The sequence below is a fragment of the Streptomyces sp. NBC_01003 genome, assembly GCF_045162695.1.
Taxonomy (GTDB): Bacteria; Actinomycetota; Actinomycetes; order Streptomycetales; family Streptomycetaceae; genus Streptomyces.
In genome coordinates this window covers 1,991,640-2,008,195 of the sequence record NZ_CP108707.1, presented here as the reverse complement: position 1 = coordinate 2,008,195, position 16,556 = coordinate 1,991,640, and the positions used below count along the sequence as shown (strand labels likewise).

15 protein-coding genes and 2 pseudogenes are annotated in these 16,556 nt (G+C 70.5%); 11 read left to right on the top strand and 6 right to left on the bottom strand.

What is annotated here, in order from left to right:
- The first annotated feature begins 142 nt into the window (after positions 1-142).
- Both OG698_RS09490 and OG698_RS09485 read left to right on the top strand, forming a co-directional pair.
- Positions 143-1,117 (top strand): 2-dehydropantoate 2-reductase, encoded by a 975-nt coding sequence (locus OG698_RS09490; protein WP_266557367.1) that lies wholly within the window; start codon positions 143-145, stop codon positions 1,115-1,117.
- A gap of 168 nt (positions 1,118-1,285) precedes the next feature.
- A complete protein-coding gene (locus tag OG698_RS09485) occupies positions 1,286-2,221 on the top strand; it encodes a LysR family transcriptional regulator (protein WP_406102597.1) in 936 nt (311 codons plus the stop codon).
- A gap of 37 nt (positions 2,222-2,258) precedes the next feature.
- Here the strand turns inward: OG698_RS09485 and OG698_RS09480 are convergent, their stop codons facing one another.
- A complete protein-coding gene (locus OG698_RS09480; RefSeq protein ID WP_406102595.1) occupies positions 2,259-3,830 on the bottom strand; it encodes a FadD7 family fatty acid--CoA ligase in 1,572 nt (523 codons plus the stop codon).
- 292 nt (positions 3,831-4,122) lie between these two features.
- Here OG698_RS09480 and oxc point away from each other — a divergent pair, with 292 nt between their 5' ends.
- Entirely contained in the window at positions 4,123-5,874 is a 1,752-nt protein-coding gene (oxc, locus tag OG698_RS09475; protein ID WP_406102593.1) for an oxalyl-CoA decarboxylase, read from the top strand.
- Positions 5,875-5,962: 88 nt separating this feature from the next.
- Complete coding sequence (frc, locus tag OG698_RS09470) at positions 5,963-7,219, top strand: formyl-CoA transferase (protein ID WP_266557359.1); 1,257 nt, start codon at positions 5,963-5,965, stop codon at positions 7,217-7,219.
- A 229-nt stretch (positions 7,220-7,448) separates the two neighbouring features.
- Here the strand turns inward: frc and OG698_RS09465 are convergent, their stop codons facing one another.
- A complete protein-coding gene (locus OG698_RS09465; RefSeq protein ID WP_406102592.1) occupies positions 7,449-7,892 on the bottom strand; it encodes a PAS domain-containing protein in 444 nt (147 codons plus the stop codon).
- A 485-nt stretch (positions 7,893-8,377) separates the two neighbouring features.
- On the opposite strand from OG698_RS09465, the gene OG698_RS09460 reads away from it, so the two are divergent.
- The 5 genes and pseudogenes from OG698_RS09460 to OG698_RS09440 all read left to right on the top strand — a co-directional run.
- Complete coding sequence (locus OG698_RS09460; RefSeq protein ID WP_406102590.1) at positions 8,378-8,500, top strand: hypothetical protein; 123 nt, start codon at positions 8,378-8,380, stop codon at positions 8,498-8,500.
- 230 nt (positions 8,501-8,730) lie between these two features.
- Entirely contained in the window at positions 8,731-9,717 is a 987-nt protein-coding gene (locus tag OG698_RS09455) for an isopenicillin N synthase family dioxygenase (protein WP_406102588.1), read from the top strand.
- 91 nt (positions 9,718-9,808) lie between these two features.
- Positions 9,809-11,092: a nucleobase:cation symporter-2 family protein gene (locus OG698_RS09450; protein WP_406110937.1), complete on the top strand. Its 1,284-nt coding sequence runs from the start codon at positions 9,809-9,811 to the stop codon at positions 11,090-11,092.
- Between the two features lie 56 nt (positions 11,093-11,148).
- Entirely contained in the window at positions 11,149-11,388 is a 240-nt protein-coding gene (locus OG698_RS09445) for a hypothetical protein (protein WP_406102587.1), read from the top strand.
- 96 nt (positions 11,389-11,484) lie between these two features.
- Positions 11,485-11,850: pseudogene (locus tag OG698_RS09440) on the top strand (hypothetical protein); the annotation flags it as partial.
- A gap of 47 nt (positions 11,851-11,897) precedes the next feature.
- Here OG698_RS09440 and OG698_RS09435 read toward each other — a convergent pair.
- Both OG698_RS09435 and OG698_RS09430 read right to left on the bottom strand, forming a co-directional pair.
- Positions 11,898-13,244, bottom strand: a complete 1,347-nt coding sequence (locus OG698_RS09435; RefSeq protein ID WP_406102586.1) for an MFS transporter — start codon at positions 13,242-13,244, stop codon at positions 11,898-11,900.
- Positions 13,245-13,318: 74 nt separating this feature from the next.
- A complete protein-coding gene (locus OG698_RS09430) occupies positions 13,319-14,380 on the bottom strand; it encodes a C45 family autoproteolytic acyltransferase/hydolase (protein ID WP_406102585.1) in 1,062 nt (353 codons plus the stop codon).
- A 145-nt stretch (positions 14,381-14,525) separates the two neighbouring features.
- Here OG698_RS09430 and OG698_RS09425 point away from each other — a divergent pair, with 145 nt between their 5' ends.
- A complete protein-coding gene (locus OG698_RS09425; RefSeq protein WP_406102584.1) occupies positions 14,526-15,539 on the top strand; it encodes a LacI family DNA-binding transcriptional regulator in 1,014 nt (337 codons plus the stop codon).
- Positions 15,540-15,621: 82 nt separating this feature from the next.
- Here OG698_RS09425 and OG698_RS09420 read toward each other — a convergent pair whose 3' ends face one another.
- Together OG698_RS09420 and OG698_RS09415 are read right to left on the bottom strand one after the other, a co-directional pair.
- A complete protein-coding gene (locus OG698_RS09420; protein ID WP_406102583.1) occupies positions 15,622-15,822 on the bottom strand; it encodes a hypothetical protein in 201 nt (66 codons plus the stop codon).
- A pseudogene (locus tag OG698_RS09415) lies at positions 15,746-16,285 on the bottom strand (integrase); the annotation flags it as partial. The gene OG698_RS09420 and the pseudogene OG698_RS09415, both read right to left, overlap by 77 nt.
- Before the next feature lie 21 nt (positions 16,286-16,306).
- Here OG698_RS09415 and OG698_RS09410 point away from each other — a divergent pair.
- Positions 16,307-16,483, top strand: a complete 177-nt coding sequence (locus OG698_RS09410) for a hypothetical protein (RefSeq protein ID WP_406102582.1) — start codon at positions 16,307-16,309, stop codon at positions 16,481-16,483.
- The last annotated feature ends 73 nt before the right edge of the window (positions 16,484-16,556 follow it).

Here is a 16,556-nt window from a genome sequence, read left to right as displayed (position 1 = left end):
CGTCAGGGGTGGGCCCCGTCGGCCGGGCGGTTGGGGGCATCACGGCCGTATCAGTTCGGGCGCGACGGGTGTACAGCGGAGAGCCCGACTGCATACAGTATTCAATCACAATCGCTCACCCTTCCTCCCGAGAGGAGTTGCCGTGAAGATTGCTGTCCTCGGAGCCGGCGCGATCGGAGCCTTCGTAGGAGCGGCCCTGCACCGGGGTGGTGCCGATGTCCACCTGATCGCCCGCGGTCCGCACCTGCAGGCCATCCGCGAGCGCGGGGTCAGGGTCATCAGCCCGCGCGGAGACTTCGTCGCCCACCCGCACGCCACCGACGACCCCACCGAGATCGGACCCGTGGACTTCGTGTTCCTCGGGCTCAAGGCACACTCCTACCCGTCCAGCGGCCCGCTGATCGAACCGCTCCTCGGCGAGTACACCGCCGTCGTCGCCGGGCAGAACGGCATCCCGTGGTGGTACTTCCACCGGCTCGCGGGACCCTACGAGGGCCGCCGGATCGAGGCGGTGGACCCGGGCGGTGCGACCAGCAAGGTCCTCGCGCCGGAACGGGCCGTGGGCTGTGTGGTCTACCCCGCCACCGTCATCGATGCCCCTGGCGTGATCCGCCACCTCGAAGGCACCCGCTTCTCCATCGGTGAACCCGGTGGCGGGATTTCGGCGCGGTGCACCGCGCTGAGCGAGGCGATGGTCGCGGGCGGGCTCAAGTGCCCCGTGGAGCCGAACCTGCGCGACGACATCTGGATCAAGCTGATGGGCAACGTCGCCTTCAACCCGATCAGCGCCCTCACCCGGGCCACGATGGTGGAGATCTGCCAACATCCGCCGACACGACGCCTGGTGGCCCAGCTCATGGAGGAGACGTTGGACATTGCCGCCCGGGTCGGCAGCAACCCGGACATCTCCATCGAGAAGCGCCTGCGGGGCGCGGAGGGCGTCGGCGACCACAAGACGTCGATGCTCCAGGACCTGGAAGCGGGCAAGCAGCTGGAACTCGACGCCATCGTGACCGCGGTGGTGGAGATGGCCGACATCACGGGTGCCGAGGCACCCAGGCTCCGAGCGGTGCACGCGGCCACCGACCTGCTGGCACGCCGCACCGGCACGGGATGAAGCGCGGCCCTGCTCCCCCAATGACCTTGGGGGAGCAGGGCCTTCGGTACGGGCATGGCGCCGCCGAGACCGCCGGGTAAGCTCGGGCAGCGCGGCCACCGCAGGTGTGTTCGACCTGGTCGGCGGCGGGGACGCATGGGATGCGGGGGACGAAGCAGGAGGCGGGGCATGCTCTTCCGGCAGCTGGAGTACTTCGTGGCGGTGGCCCGGGAGAGGCACTTCGCGCGCGCCGCGGAAGCCTGCTTCGTCTCGCAGCCTGCACTGTCCGTGTCGATCGCCAAACTGGAGCGCGAACTCAACGTCACACTGATCAACCGCGGCCACAACTACCAGGGCCTGACGCCCGAAGGCGAGCGCCTGGTCGTCTGGGCCAAGCGGATTCTCGCCGAGCAGGAGGCGTTCAAGGCCGAGGTGGCCGCCGTCCAGTCGGGCATCACCGGGACGCTGCGCCTCGGCGCGGAGCCCACCGCCTCGACGACGCTCGCGCTGCCCGTGATGGCGTTCTGCACCGCGCACCCGCTGGCCAAGGTCCAAGTGCGCTCCCGCCTGTCCACCACGGAACTCATCCGGCAGCTGCGCGCCTTCGAGCTCGACGCGGCCATCGCCCACTTCGGCCCCGAGGACCGGGACGGACTCCAGGTGACACCGCTGTACGAGGAGCGGTACATGCTGCTTGCCGCGGCCGATCAACTGCTGCCCCAGTCCGACACCCTCACCTGGGCCGAGGCGTCCCAGCTGCCGCTCGCGCTGCTCACCCCCGACATGCGGATCCGTCAGGTCATCGACGCCGCGTTCACCCGCAGCGGAGTCACTGTCACCCCGCAGGTGGAGACCGACTCGGTGGCGACCCTGTACGCGAACGTGGGCGCGGGCGCCTGCACCAGCATCGTGCCCCACACCTGGCTGAGGGCCCTGCCGGTCACCGGCCGGATGCGCGCGCTGCGCCTCGTCGAACCGGACGCGCGGGCGCTCATCTCGGTCGCGATCCACGACGCGACGCCGGGCTCGCTCGCGGCCCGCGCGTTCATGACGGCGGCGGCCTCACTGCGCCTGGACGACTTCTTCGACCAGCCGCTGCCCGTGGCCGAACGCCTGGTCCGCTGAAGCGGGGCGGGTCCGGCGGGCCCGCCCGGCCGCTACGTCACCGGGCGAAACGGAGCTGGACCGCCTGCCGGTCCAGCGCTCCCTTGGCCGTGTGCGGCAACGCCTCGACGATCCGGATCCGCTCGGGCACCTCGAAAGCGGCCAGCCGGCCCCGGCAGTACCTGACGATCTCGGATGGCTCCGCGTCCTCCCCCTCGCGCAGCACCACGGCCGCGCCCACCCGATGCCCGTGCCGCTCGTCCGGCACCCCGAACACGGCGGCCTCGGCGACAGCGGGACAACCGCACAACACGTCCTCGACGTACTCGGGACTGACCTGATCGCCCGCCCGCGTGATCAGATTCCTGATCCGGCCGGTGAGGAACAGAGCGCCGTCGGCGTCCAGATGTCCCAGGTCCCCGGTGCGCAGCCAGCCTCCGCCGAAACCGTGCGCCGTCGCCGCCGGATCGGCGAGGTAGCCCCTGGTCACGCTGGGGCCGCGCACCCAGACCTCGCCCTGCACACCGGGCGGGCACGCCTGCCCCGACGCGTCGACGACCTGAATCCGCGTCCCGGTCGGCCGGCCCACGGATCCGTGCTTGGACGTACCGGTCGGCGGCAGGGGTTCGCTGCTCGCCTGATGGCCGGCCTCCGTCATGCCGTACGCCGACAGCAGCGGCACCCCGAGCGTGCGCTCAAGAGCCCTCTGGGTCGCGGTGTTGAGCGGAGCGCTGGAACTGCGGGCGAAGCGCAGCGGCGGCACGAGCGGCGCGAGATGTTCGACCGCCGAGCGGTCGAGGAGGATCTCGTGGATGGCGGGCACCGCGGTGAACCAGGTGGCCCCCACCGCCCGCATGTCGTCCCAGAACGTGTCCGCCGAGAAACGCCCCCCGGCCGGGAGCAGCACACACCCGCCGCCGGCGAGCGTGGCGAGCAGCGCCGCGACCAGCCCGTGCGTGTGGAACAGCGGCATGACCGCCACCGTCGCGTCCCGCGGCCCCAGTTCGTACGTCGCGCACAGCACACGCACCGCCGCGGCGACGTTCCCGTGGGTCAGCGGCACCAGGCGGGCCCGGTCCGTGGTGCCCGCCGTCGACAGGATCAGGGCGTCGTCCGGGGCGAGGCCCGGTGCGGGTGTCCCGTACAGGCCGAGCGGCGCGCGCGTCGTGTCGAGCGTGACCATGCGGGGGGCGCCGGGCGCGACGCTTACCCGCACGGGCCAGGCCGGTACGCCCGCGGGCGTACCGGGCCCGCACAGCACCACCCTCGCCCCGAACATCTTGAGCCGCGCGGCCAGTTGTCCGGCGGTCAGAGCCGGATCCAGCGGGGCGACGACCGCGCCGGCCCGGGCCGCACCCAAGAGGGACACGACGTACTCGACGGTGTTCGCGGCGACCAGTCCCACCGGGTCCCCGGGCCGTACCCCGGCGGCCGTCAGCCGGCGGGCCAGGTCGTCGGCGAGCGAGGCGAGAGCGGCATACGACAGTTCGACGCGCTCCGCACCGACGACGAGGGCCCGCGCGTGCGGACGCGCCCGCACGGGCCGCGACAGCAGATCGACGAGACCGGTGAGCGCGGGGGCGTGGTAGCGGTCCGGTTCACGCACGGACGCCGTGGCCACTGTGGCCATCACCGCACCTCCTCACGCCGGTTGAGGCGAACAGCCGACACAGCCGAAACGGTCGACAGAGCTGAAACGGTCGACTGCGAGCCTGGGGGCCGTGGCCCGTCAGCGTCCAATGCGCAACGGTGAACGGCTGATAGTGGCCGACTATCACCGCAGGTGCCCGGGCCCGTTCCGGCCGTTGATAAATACTGGTTATCGGTTGGTCGTCGTCAGGTCTTGGACGGGGCGAGGGTGCAGTGCGGAAGGTGGATCCACAAGCCGCACAGCATCACTTGCCCAAGGAGGACCTCGGACCATGACCGCCCCCTCACCACAGGAGACAGCGGCGAACGCCGACGCACAGGCCGAGCTCACCGACGGGTACCACCTGGTCGTCGACGCTCTGAAGCTGAACGACGTCGAGACCATCTACGGCGTCGTCGGCATCCCGATCACGGATCTGGCCCGGCTCGCCCAGGCCGAGGGCATCCGCTACATCGGCTTCCGCCACGAGTCCAACGCGGCCCACGCCGCGGCCGCGGCCGGCTACCTCACCAAGAAGCCGGGCATCGCTCTCACGGTGTCCGCGCCGGGGTTCCTGAACGGACTCGTCGGCCTGGCCAACGCCACCACCAACTGCTTCCCGATGGTGCAGATCTCGGGGTCCAGCGAGCGCCACCTCGTCGACCTCAAGCAGGGCGACTACGAGGAGATGGACCAGCTCGCCGCCGCGCAGCCGTTCTGCAAGGCCGCGTACCGCATCAGCCGGGTCGAGGACATCGGCCGGGGCATCGCCCGCGCGCTGCGCACCGCCGTCTCCGGCCGGCCGGGCGGCGTCTACCTCGACATCCCGGCCGCCGTACTCGGCTCCATCATGGACAAGGCGGAGGGCGCCAAGACCCTCAGTCGGCTGGTCGACCCGGCTCCGCGACAGCTGCCCGCGCCCGAGGCGGTGGATCGCGCCATCGAACTCCTCGCCGGCGCCGAGCGGCCGCTGGTGGTGCTCGGCAAGGGCGCCGCCTACGCCCAGGCCGACGACAGGATCCGGGAGTTCGTCGAGTCGACCGGCATCCCGTACGTACCGATGTCGATGGCCAAGGGCCTGCTGCCCGACGACCACCCGCAGTCGGTGGCGACCGCCCGCTCCCTCGCGCTGCGCAAGGCCGACGTCGTGATGCTCGTCGGAGCCCGCCTCAACTGGCTGCTCGGGCACGGCGAGGCGCCGCAGTGGAACCCCGACGCGAAGTTCATCCAGGTCGACATCGAGCCCAGGGAGCTGGACAGCAACCAGCCGATCGCGGCCCCCCTCGTCGGTGACGTCGAGTCCGTGCTGGAGGCGCTGGCCGAGCGCGCCAAGCCGGGACAGATCTCCGCACCCGCCGCCTGGCGCGAGGAGCTCGCGGCGCGCTCCGCGCAGAACGTCGAGAAGATGGCCGGGCGCCTGGCGGCCGACCCGCACCCGATGCAGTTCATGGGCGCGCTGCGCGCCGTACGCGACGCGCTGCGCGACAACCAGCACGCCTACCTCGTCAATGAGGGTGCCAACGCCCTCGACATGGCACGCAACGTCATCGACATGCACGTCCCGCGCCACCGCCTGGACGTCGGCACCTGGGGTGTGATGGGGATCGGCATGGGCTACGCGATCGCCGCCGCCGTGGAGACCGGCCAGCCGGTGATCGCCGTCGAGGGCGACAGCGCCTTCGGGTTCAGCGGCATGGAACTGGAAACGATCTGCCGCTACCAGCTCCCCGTCACCACCGTGATCATGAACAACGGCGGTGTGTATCGCGGCAACGACGTCAACCCGCGCGACGACGCCCCGTCGCCCACCACCCTGACGCTGTCCGCCCGGCACGACCTCATGATCGAGGCGTTCGGTGGCAAGGGCTACCGCGCCACCACGCCCGCCGAGGTCACCGCGGCGCTCACCGAGTCGCTCGCAGCGGGCGGACCCGTCCTGATCGACTGCGCCATCGACCCCGGCGCGGGTACGGAGAGCGGTCACATCTCGCACCTCAACCCCAAGGGCATCACCGTCGGCAACATCGTGCCGTCGAAGAAGTGACCGCCCGCACCTTTTGGCAAGCCATCTCTCAACTTGCGTACGCACAGCCACTGTTCGCTGCGCAACCCATCACGAGAAGGACTCAGACATGAATGAACAGCCGCTCGCGGGCATAAAGGTGATCGACTTCACCGGGGTCCAGGCGGGCCCTGCCTGTACGCAGATGCTCGCCTGGTTCGGCGCCGACGTCATCAAGGTCGAGCGCATCAACGGCGGCGACGTGACCCGCCAGCAGCTGCGCGACATCCCGGACCTCGACGCCCTGTACTTCACCATGCTCAACTCCAACAAGCGCTCCCTGGCCATCAACACCAAGACGGCCGAGGGCAAGGAGGTCATGGAGAAGCTGATCCGCGAGGCCGACATCCTTGTCGAGAACTTCGCGCCCGGCGCCATGGACCGGATGGGCCTCGGCTGGGACCACATCCACGAGCTCAACCCGCGCCTCATTTTCGGCTCGGTCAAGGGCTTCAACGAGCAGTCCAAGTGGAACGACCTGAAGACCTACGAGAACGTCGCCCAGGCCGCCGGCGGCGCCGCCTCCACCACCGGCTTCTGGGACGGCCCGCCCACCATCTCGGGCGCCGCCCTCGGCGACTCCAACACCGGGATGCACCTGATGATCGGGCTGCTCACGGCCATCATCCAGCGCAACCAGACGGGCCTCGGCCAGAAGGTCTCCGTCTCCATGCAGGACGCGTGCCTCAACCTCACCCGCGTCAAGCTCCGCGACCAGCAGCGCCTGGAGAAGATCGGCTACCTGGAGGAGTACCCGCAGTACCCGCACGGCGAGTTCGGCGACGCCGTGCCGCGCGGCGGCAACGCGGGCGGCGGCGGCCAGCCCGGCTGGATCCTCAAGTGCAAGGGCTGGGAGACCGACCCCAACGCCTACATCTACTTCACCGTCCAGGAGCAGAACTGGAAGCGCACGGCCGAGGCCATCGGCCGCCCGGAGTGGGCCGACGACCCGGAGTACAGCACTGCCCGCGCCCGCCAACCGCACATCATGGACATCTTCGGCGAGATCGAGAAGTGGCTCGCCGACAAGACCAAGTACGAGGCCGTCGACATCCTGCGTGAGTGGGAGGTGCCGTGCGCCCCGGTCCTGTCGATGAAGGAGCTCGCCGAGGATCCCGACATGCGTAAGAGCGGAACCATCGTCGAGGTGGAGCAGAAGGAGCGCGGTACCTATCTGACGGTGGGCAGCCCGGTGAAGTTCTCCGCGTTCCAGCCGGACATCAAGGGCGCGCCGCTGCTCGGTGAGCACACCGACGAAGTCCTCGCCGACCTCGGCTACGACGCGGACGCCATCCGCAAGCTGCACGAGGGTTCCGTCGTCGCCTGACGCCTGTCCGCCTGGCGGCAGGGGTCAGGCGGCAGGGGGAGGCACGAGTCAGGGGACAAGGGGGTGCCCCGTGCGCGACGAGCGTGCGGGGCACCCGCGTGTGCGGACCCGGAGACGTGTGAGGTCTCGGAGACGTGTGCAGTCCCGGAGACATGTGCGGTCCCCGAGAACGGAGAACAGTGAGGAGGGCAGGGAATCCGGGTTCCCTGCCCTCCTCACTGTTCTCCGTTCACACGGTCGTGGCGCCGGCGTTCGCGTCGGCGAGGCGGCGGCGCAGCACCTTCTCCTGAGCGCGGCGCGCGGTGACGTCACGGATGACGGCTCCGACATGTCCGGTGCCGCCCTGCGGATCGGGTAGGAGGCACACGCTGAACTCGATCGACAGGCTCGACCCGTCGGCCTTGAGCGCGGGCACGGTCAGCAGGTCGCTCGCACCGTAGTGGGTGGAGCCCTTGGCCATCGCCGCGTGGAAACCCTTCCAGTGCGGGCGCCGGTGCCGCTCGGGGATGATCAGGTCGAGGCTCTGTCCGAGCACCTCGCTCTCCTTCCATCCGAAGATCCGCTCCGAGCCGCTGTTCCAGAACTCGATGAGCCCCGCGCTGTCGACGATGACGATGCCGTCCGGCGCGTGGATGGTCATGTGCGCGAGCAGTTCGGGGTGCGGGACTGCCATGGCTCCTCCGGGTGGCGCGATGCGGGTGTAAGGCCGGTCGTAAGCATACTGAATACAATCGACCGGATCGATGGGTGAGTCGAGATTGAACTCAGAGTCGATGTCCGGGAGTTGACGCACCCGACCCGACCCGACCCGACCCGACCCGAGTCGTGAGCTGGGCCTCCCACCGCTCGCGCACGGCGAGCGGTGCCGCTAGCCCGCACCACCCGCCGCCCCTGGTCTGCAATTCGGTCGGCGGAGAAGTCTTTGAGAGCGTCGGAGAGCCACTCCTTGCTGGTGGCTTCCGTGCGGGCGACGGCCGCGGCCATCCCGAGCAGGGCGAGCCCGCCGATGAGACTCTGGTCGGCGACGCCGGACCCGATGGCGGGAAGCGAGGTCCCCGAAGGGGTGCGGGTTGGCATGCAGGCCGACCTCGTCCTGCATCGATTCGAACGGGACTACGCCTGCTTTCCCGTACGCGATCCGGGGGCCACGTTGCGGACGTGTGCGGGCCCCGGACCGTGGCGGCGGTCATGGTCGGCGGCGAGGTGCTGGTGCGGGACGGGGAGCATGTCCGGCTGCCGTCACGGGAGTTGGCGGCCGGGTTCGGCTTTACGGCCGCGTAACGCCGTGATCCCCGGCGGAAACACACGCCGGGCAGGCTGAACGCATCGCGTACGGACCCCGCGAAAGCAGAGCTACAGCGATTCGGGGTTCGTGCCAGCCCACGGCGCCGGGCCCGCAAAGGGGTCCGCCGCGACCGTGCCCGCGGGCCTTTGAGCGTCCGCGGTGGGGATCGCAGGGGCGGTGACTGCATCCCGACGACCTCACGATCGCTTCGAGGAGCGACACCGCGATGACCGAAATGACCTACAGCATGGCCGAGTTGGCCAAGGAGACCCGGATGGGCGGGGCCGGGACGGAGACCTCCGCGCGGGAGATCCACCGGATCGACCTCAGCGACTTCGACGCCCGCAAGGCCGAGATCACCGAGGAGTTGTGGGTCGCCGCCACCGACATCGGCTTCTTCCAGCTCGTTCACCACGGCATCGAACAGGACGCAGTGGACGGGGCGTTCGCCGACGCCGAGCGGTTCTTCGCTCTGTCGGAGGGGACCAAGGCGCGGCACGGCCTGAAGAAGGGGCTCAACTCGGGCTGGGAGTCCATGACCCAGGTCCGTCCGTCGATCGGGACGCCGGACCGGAAGGAGTCGTACCAGCTGACCCGGCCGCACATGGACGGGCTGTGGCCGGACGACGCGCTGCCCGGGTTCCAGGAGCGCACGCTCGCGTTCGAGGCACGGTGCAGGGAGCTGGCGATGCGCGTGCTGTCGTGCTTCGCAGACCGGCTGGGCCTGCCCGACGGGTTCTTCGCGCGCGCCCACGACCCGGCGAGCGAGCAGTACCAGTCGACGCTGCGGATGCTGCACTACTTCGCCGTGCCCGAGAACGTCGAAATCCCGGCGGACGTCTGGCGGGCGGGCGCGCACACGGACTTCGACTGCCTGACGCTGCTGTTCCAGAGGGACGGCCAGGGCGGGCTGCAGGTGTGCCCGGGCAAGGAGGCCGAGGCGCAGGAGTGGACGCCGGTCGAGCCGGCCGACTCCGTGATCACCTGCAACATCGGAGACATGCTGATGCGGTGGAGCGACGACCGACTGCCGTCGAACTTCCACCGGGTCAAGTCTCCGGGTCCCGGCGACGACCGGTCGGCCCGCTACAGCATCGCGTTCTTCGCGCAGGCCGACCGTGACGTGGTGATCGAGGGGCCCGCGGGCCGCTATCCGCCGATCACGGCCGCGGACTACATCCAGCAGCGCATCGCCGCGAACTTCGCGCGCTAGAAAGGTGGTTGATGTGACGACGTCCACGAGGAGCTGGGCCGGCGGCGGGTTCGGACGGCTCGCGGTGCTCGGTCTGCAGCATGTGCTCGTGATGTACACGGGGTGTGTGACGGTGCCGCTGGTGTTCGGCGCGGCGGCCGGCCTCGACGCCGCGACGGTCGCCGTGCTCATCAACGCCGATCTGCTCGTCGCGGGCGTCGTCACGGTGATCCAGGGCGCCGGGGTCGGCCGCATCCTGGGCGTGCGGATGCCGGTGATGGCGGGAGCGGCGTTCACCGCGGTGACGCCGATGATCCTGATCGCCGGGGAGTACGGCCTCCAGGCGGTGTATGGGTCGATGCTCGGGGCCGGGGTCTTCGGCCTCCTGGTCGCCTATCCGTTCGCGAAAGCGGTGCGCTTGTTCCCTCCGCTGGTGAGCGGCGTGGTGATCACGGTGGTGGGGCTCGCGCTGATCGGCGTCGGGGTGAACCTGGTCGTGGGCAACGACCCCAAGGCTGCCGACCACGCCGCGCCCTCGCGGCTCGCGCTCGCCGCCTTCGTGGTGATCGTGATTCTCCTGGTGGCGCGCTTCGGGCGCGGCTTCCTCGCCCAAACCGGCGTACTTCTCGGCCTGTTGGCGGGGACAGCGGTCGCGGTGCCGTTCGGTCTGATCGATTTCTCGGGCGCGCGGACGGCGGACTGGATCGGGGTCAGCGCGCCGTTCCACTTCGGGGCGCCGCAGTTCCCCGCGGTCGCGGTGCTCTCGATGTGCGTGGTGATGCTCGTGCTGTTCGCCGAGTCGACGGCGGATCTCCTCGCGGTCGCGGAGCTCACGGGCAAAAGGCTGACGACGGCGGACATGGCGCGCGGCCTGGCGGCGGACGGCCTGTCCGGCGTCCTCGGCGGCGTCATGAACGCCTTCCTGGACACGGTGTTCGCGCAGAACGTCGGCCTGGTGACGATGACGAAGGTGCGCAGTCACCACGTCGCGACGATCGCGGGCGGCATGCTCGTGGTGCTCGGCCTGATCCCCAAACTGGGCGCGTTGGTCGCCGGGTTGCCGCAGCCGGTGGTGGGCGCGGCGGGTCTGGTGATGTTCGCGACGGTCGCGGCGGTCGGCATCGGCACGCTGCGCAAGGTGGACTTCGACGGCACGCACAATCTGCTGATCGTGGCGGTGTCGATCGGCGCGGGCATGGCACCGGAGGTGGCCCCCGATCTGTACAGCCGGTTCCCGGAGGGGGTGGGGATCGTGCTGGGGTCGCCGGTGACGAGCGCGACGTTGGTGGCGTTCGGGCTGAACCTGGCGTTCAACGGAGGCAGTTCACGGCGGGCGGAGGCGCGGGGGCAAGGAGTGCCGGAGGACGCACGGTCGGCCGCCCGGTCACCCGCGTAAGAGCCTGCGTCCGTGGCGTCTCCGTCCGTCGTGCCCGGCGACAGGAGGGCGTGACCGTGACGAGCCAGCCCCACGCCCCCTGGCGAGCGCGCCGGCACATGGTCGATGCGGCGGCCCGGCTCCAGCGGCATGTCCCCGGCGCGCACCAGCGGGTTGCGCGGACTGAAGGTGAGGCCCGGGTGGCCGGGCCCGTGGCAGAGCCGGCCCCGGACGGGGTCCATCCGAGCCCGCTCGGCCACCGGCTGATCGGCGATGCCTGGTTCGCCGCGGTCGATGCCGGTGTGTCGATGGGCTGAGGGCCAGCATGGTCCCCTCCGCGGCGGCCGGGTCGTGTCGCGCCTCGGGACCAGGCAGTTCGTTGTGTTTCAGTGGGCGCCACGTCGGACGCACACATCGCGGGCAACCATGCCGGGAACGGCCACGCGGGGGACCAGGCCAGAGCGGCCGACAGCAAGGGCGGACCCGGGCACACCGTCCTGATCGCGCTGGCCCTGGCCGTCCCGGTCGCGAAAGTCGCCTACACGGTCGGTGGCGGTGGCGCCGTCCGCGACGTGTTCGTCGGCATGGAACTGGGGAACTGGCCCACGTCCTGATCGGCATGATTCGCACCGACCCGCTGCACGCGTCGGTGCTCGCAGTCGTCATCTCCCGTGCGGTTCGCGCTGTTCGAGGCGCGCGGCGCCGTGCTGGCGGGCGGTGGATGGAAGAGGGTCGCCCGTCGGACGGCCATGACGGTCGTCAACCCGATCGCCGTCGGGGAGTGTCGCGTACTCGGGCCAGGCCCTGAGACGGTCGCCGAACGGCCTCAGGTAGCCATTGTGTCCAGCACCGCCTTCGCGCCGTGGTCGTCCTTCGTGGCCGAACCGAGCTCTGCCGTCGGGACCTTGAAGGTCTCCCGCAGGCCCCAGGCGCAGAGGGCCAGGACGACCGCGGCCGCGCCTGAGTAGAGTCCGACGCCGATCGGGTTGCCGTCGAAGGCGAGGAGCAGGGCAGTCGCGGCGGTGGCCGCTGTGCCGCCACCAAGTGCCGCACCGGTCTGGTACGTGGCGGAGATCGACGAGTAGCGGGTGCTGCCGGGGAACTGCTCGCCGAGGAAGGCGGGGATGCAGCCCTGGGGAGCGGCCATCAGCACGTTCACCAGTACGTAGGCGACGGTCGCCAGCGCCAGGACGTGCCCGTTCACCATGGGGAAGTAGGCGAAGAAGAACGCCCCGTACGCGAGGGTGCCGATGATGACGACCGGCTTGCGGCCGACGCGGTCGGAGAGCTTGGCCATGACCGGCACGGCCACCGTGAAGGCGATCGAGCCGGCTACCTGGAGCAGGAGCGACTCGGTGTAGTCGTAGCCCAGTTCCTCGGCGTACGTCACGGTGAAGATGGAGCCGATGTAGGCCAGGGTGTTGTAGCCGAAGGCGACGCCGATGGCCAGGAGCATCTGGCGCGGGTGGCGCTTGATGGAGTCGAGGATCGGCACCCGGGGAGCGTGCCCGGTGCGGCGTTCCTCCTGGGGCATACGGCTGCGAGCCACGACGCCGATCAGGACGAGCAGGCCGCCGAGCCAGAACGGCACGCGCCAGGCCCACGCCTTCAGATCCTCCTGGGGCAGCAGGGTGATCAGGGCGAAGACGCCGGTTCCGAAGAGGCTGCCGATGCCGATTCCGGTGCTCGTGAAACTGCCCCACAGGCCGCGGCGGTCCTCCGGCGCGTTCTCGATGCCGTAGAGGGACGCGCCGCCCCATTCACCGCCGGCCGCGAAGCCCTGGATGAGGCGCAGCGCCACGACCATCACCGGCGCGGCGACGCCCACGCTCTGGTAACTGGGCAGACAGCCGATGAGGAAGGTGCTGCTCCCCATGATCACGAGCGTGAGGATCAGCATGGACTTGCGGCCGATGCGGTCGCCGAAGTGGCCGATCACGATGCCGCCGAGAGGGCGGGCGACGAAGCCGCTGCCGAACGCCGCGAATGCCACGAGGGTGCCGACCGTGTGGTCGAAGCCGGGGAAGAAGACGCTCGGGAAGACGATGGCGGCGGCGAGGCCGTAGATGATGAAGTCGTAGAACTCCAGGGCGGTTCCGAAGCCGGAGATGAAGAAGGTGCGCGTGGCTGTGGCCACCTGTGCCTTCAGGCCGGGCCGGACGGTGTCCGTCATGGCAGGTCCTTCCAGGGGACGGGGTGGGGCGGAGCGGATGGGGAAGGAACGCCTGGGGTGGGGGGCCCAGGGGGTCAGAAGCGGGTGAGGCCGAGCTGTGCGGCTTCGTCCGGCGTACCGGCCACGTAGTCGAGGGCGCAGTGCGCGACATCGAGGCCGACGGTGAGCAAGGTGCCCCACTGTTCGTGGAGCGGCTTGTCTTCGTCCGGTCGCATGCAGATGACGGCGTCCGGCCCGGGGCTGCCGCACAGCGTCTTCGCGCGCTCGGCGGGGGTGAGCCCGGGCAGTGCGGAGCGGACCGTGCGCAGGTGCGCGAAGCGTTCCGCCGTCGATGACTCGGGGGAGTGGACGTCCCCGGTGCCGAGTCCGGCGTCGAGGAAGTGATTGGTGTGCAGCAGCCAGCCGTCCTCACCGGCGGGGACCACCGCGAGTCCGGCGGGGGAGAGTTCGAGGCTCGCGGCGGAGCCCGGGGTGACCACGGTGAGCGAGGTCGAGGCGCTGACGCGTGCGGTCGAGGCGAGCTGGACGGCCTGGGCGAGGGTGTCCGCCTCGTCGAGGATGTGGCGGGCGATCGCGTGCACGGGGACGCCACCGGCGTCGGAATCGGCCTGGTGGAAAAGGATGTTGAAGTGCACGCCGAGGCCCGCGCTGTTGACGCCGATCTTGCCCGCGGCGCCGAACTCGGTGAACAGCTTCACCGTGCGTCCCTCGCGCGGGGTCAGTTCGTGCAGCAGGCCGTCCGGGACGAGCGAGTCGTGCCAGTCCCACGTCTGCATCGTCTCGGGCCGGCGTCCCGCGGGCGCGAACACGGCCGTCGAGCACTCGCCCTCCGGGGCCGGCCGGCAGGCGGCGAGGATCTCGGTACGGGCTCCGACGGCGGCCACCGTCCAGCGGTCGGCACCGGCGGCGTCGGCGCAGGCCTCGGACTCCTCGGCGAGGTCCGGCGCCCAGGCGCGCAGGGCCGCATGGCTGCGATCCGCGATGTCCCGCACCCGGTCCGCCGGGATGCCCAGCAGCGCGAAGTGCTCCAGGTACAGCTCGCCGGCCCGCCGGACCTGAGCGCCGTATCGGGTGCCGAGAAGCGATCCGCGTTCTGAGGGATCGACCGTCTCGGTCTTCAGGGTGTGCAGCTCCACGGGGGATCCTTCCGGGCATGGTGTGGGGACGTGGTCACCCACGGACGCCGCTGACGAGTTCGGTGCGGCGCGGATCACGCTAGAAAGGTAAAACGTTTTATACAATGCCGGGAAGGTATTGGTTTTCGAGAATTCGGGCGGGACCGTGGCGCGGACGCAGGGCATCACCATCAAGGACGTGGCCCGGCGGGCCGGTGTCTCCATCACCGCCGTGTCGCACGCCCTCAACGGCAAGGGCACTCTGAGTGCGGCCACCCGCGAGCACATCCGCGCCGTCGCCGACGACATGGGCTACGAGGCCGACGCACTCGCCCGTGGCCTGCGCCGCTCCACCATGGGGGCGGTGGGCCTGGTACTCCGCTCCCTCGACGCCCTGGGTGACTACACCCCGGCAGGCGTCGACGTCTTCGAGCGGTTCGTGGGCGCGGCCGCCTCACAGGCGCTGGCCAGGGGACTGAGCCTCATGCTGGTGCCGGACCTGACGCGGACGCCGGTGCCACCGCTCACGTTCTCCATGGACGGCTACATCGTCACCAACCCCCACCTGGACGACCCCGTCGTAGCGCTGCTGGAGAAGCGGGGCATCCCGTACGTCACCTACGGCCGTGTCCCCGGGCGCCCGGACTTCCCGCACTGGGCGTCGGAGGACGACGTCGCCTCCGCTTGCATGGTCCTTTCCCATCTGGAGGGAGCGGGCGCGCGCAGCGTCGCCCTGGTGCGCGGCACCGACCCGAACGCATGGAACGTCGAGCACGAGCAGACCTACTTGAGCTGGTGTGCCGAGCGGGAAGTGCCACCCCGGCTGTACACACTGGCCGAGCGTGCGGGCGTCGAGGGCGGTGTGGGGCTGGCTGCGCAGATCGCTGAGGACGGTGTGCCGGACGCGGTCTTCTGCCTCACCGGGCGGCACGCGGCCGGCGTGCAGCAGGGGCTCATGGCGCGCGGTGTGAAGGTGCCCGAGCGGACCCTGGTGGTGACGGGGTCGGACTCCGAGCACGCGCGCAACAGCCGTCCGGCCATCTCGGCGGTCGAGCTCAACCCGGTGGAGAGCGTGGGGGCCCTGCTGGACATCCTCCAGGCGCTGATCACCGGCGAGGAGGCGGCGTCGCCCCGGGTGACCGCGGCTCGTTTCCGGCCCCGGGGGTCGACGCGGAGGTAGCGGCACGTCCGCCCCTGGCGGCGCGCCCTGGTCCCTTGAGGTGTCCCGTATCCCGGTTGAGAAGTCCCGTCCCCCTCCCTGTTCACTTCCGGGCCGCGGTCCCATGTCCCTGCGGAGGCGCGAGCGGCTCCCCCGTCCCGGGGGTGAAGTACCGCTCGTCGACCATGTCCAGGGCGATCCGGACCGCCCCGAGCACGACTGCCTCCCGGTCCAGCGCGGCGGCGACGATGCGGGGCACCCGGATGCAGACCAGCTCCAGTTCCTCGGTGATGTGCCCGAGCACGTGGTCGGCGGAGCGGGAGGATCTCCCATACGGTGGACGGGGCGATCGGGTGGCCGAGGCGGCGAGTTCGCCTTGTATCCGGCGGTGGCCCCAGCTGTTGTTCTCCCGAGCCAGGCGCAGGATGAGCTGCTTGACGGTGGATGCGGCGGACGGTCTGCCTGGGCGGCGGTGTCGGGGGAGTGTCCACGTGCGGGCGACGAGTCGTCGGTGCCAGGCCAGCAGGGTGGTGGGGGGTGACTGCGAAGACCTGGCGCCAGCGTTCCCGCGGGACCAGCCGGGAAAGGACGGCCGGCCAGATCCGGTCGGCGGGCTCATAGCGGACCCTGGCGATCTGGCGGCGCAGCACCGCGTTCTCGTGCCGCAACACCAACACCTCCGCGTCTTTCGCCACGTGGCTGCGCAGCACGGCAGAGGGCACCTTGATCAGATTCCGGACCAGCGCGGTGACGATCGATAGCGGCATCGAAGGTTCATCCCAGGCGCCGTGGAGGCCGTTACCCCGCGTGGAGAAGCTGCAGACCAGAGCATCGGGCTCGACACCGCCGACAACGCCGTCCAGTACGCCCTGGCCGTCGGCCTGCTCGACGAGGCCTACGACGGAACCTGGAACACCACCAGCCCAGCCCCCGGTTACGGCGCGCCGTCGCGGACACCGGACTGATCACGGTCACCGGAGGAGTCGGCTACATCACCCCATCGCACCCTCCACGCGCTGCTGGGGAGTAACGACTTGG

Bases quoted from the DNA above. Each gene is read 5' to 3' on its own strand.
- OG698_RS09485 (WP_406102597.1), top strand. From the start codon at position 1,286: ATGCTCTTCCGGCAGCTGGAGTACTTCGTGGCGGTGGCCCGGGAGAGG.
- OG698_RS09480 (WP_406102595.1), bottom strand. From the start codon at position 3,830: ATGGCCACAGTGGCCACGGCGTCCGTGCGTGAACCGGACCGCTACCAC.
- oxc (WP_406102593.1), top strand. From the start codon at position 4,123: ATGACCGCCCCCTCACCACAGGAGACAGCGGCGAACGCCGACGCACAG.
- frc (WP_266557359.1), top strand. From the start codon at position 5,963: ATGAATGAACAGCCGCTCGCGGGCATAAAGGTGATCGACTTCACCGGG.
- OG698_RS09465 (WP_406102592.1), bottom strand. From the start codon at position 7,892: ATGGCAGTCCCGCACCCCGAACTGCTCGCGCACATGACCATCCACGCG.
- OG698_RS09455 (WP_406102588.1), top strand. From the start codon at position 8,731: ATGACCGAAATGACCTACAGCATGGCCGAGTTGGCCAAGGAGACCCGG.
- OG698_RS09450 (WP_406110937.1), top strand. From the start codon at position 9,809: ATGTACACGGGGTGTGTGACGGTGCCGCTGGTGTTCGGCGCGGCGGCC.
- OG698_RS09435 (WP_406102586.1), bottom strand. From the start codon at position 13,244: ATGACGGACACCGTCCGGCCCGGCCTGAAGGCACAGGTGGCCACAGCC.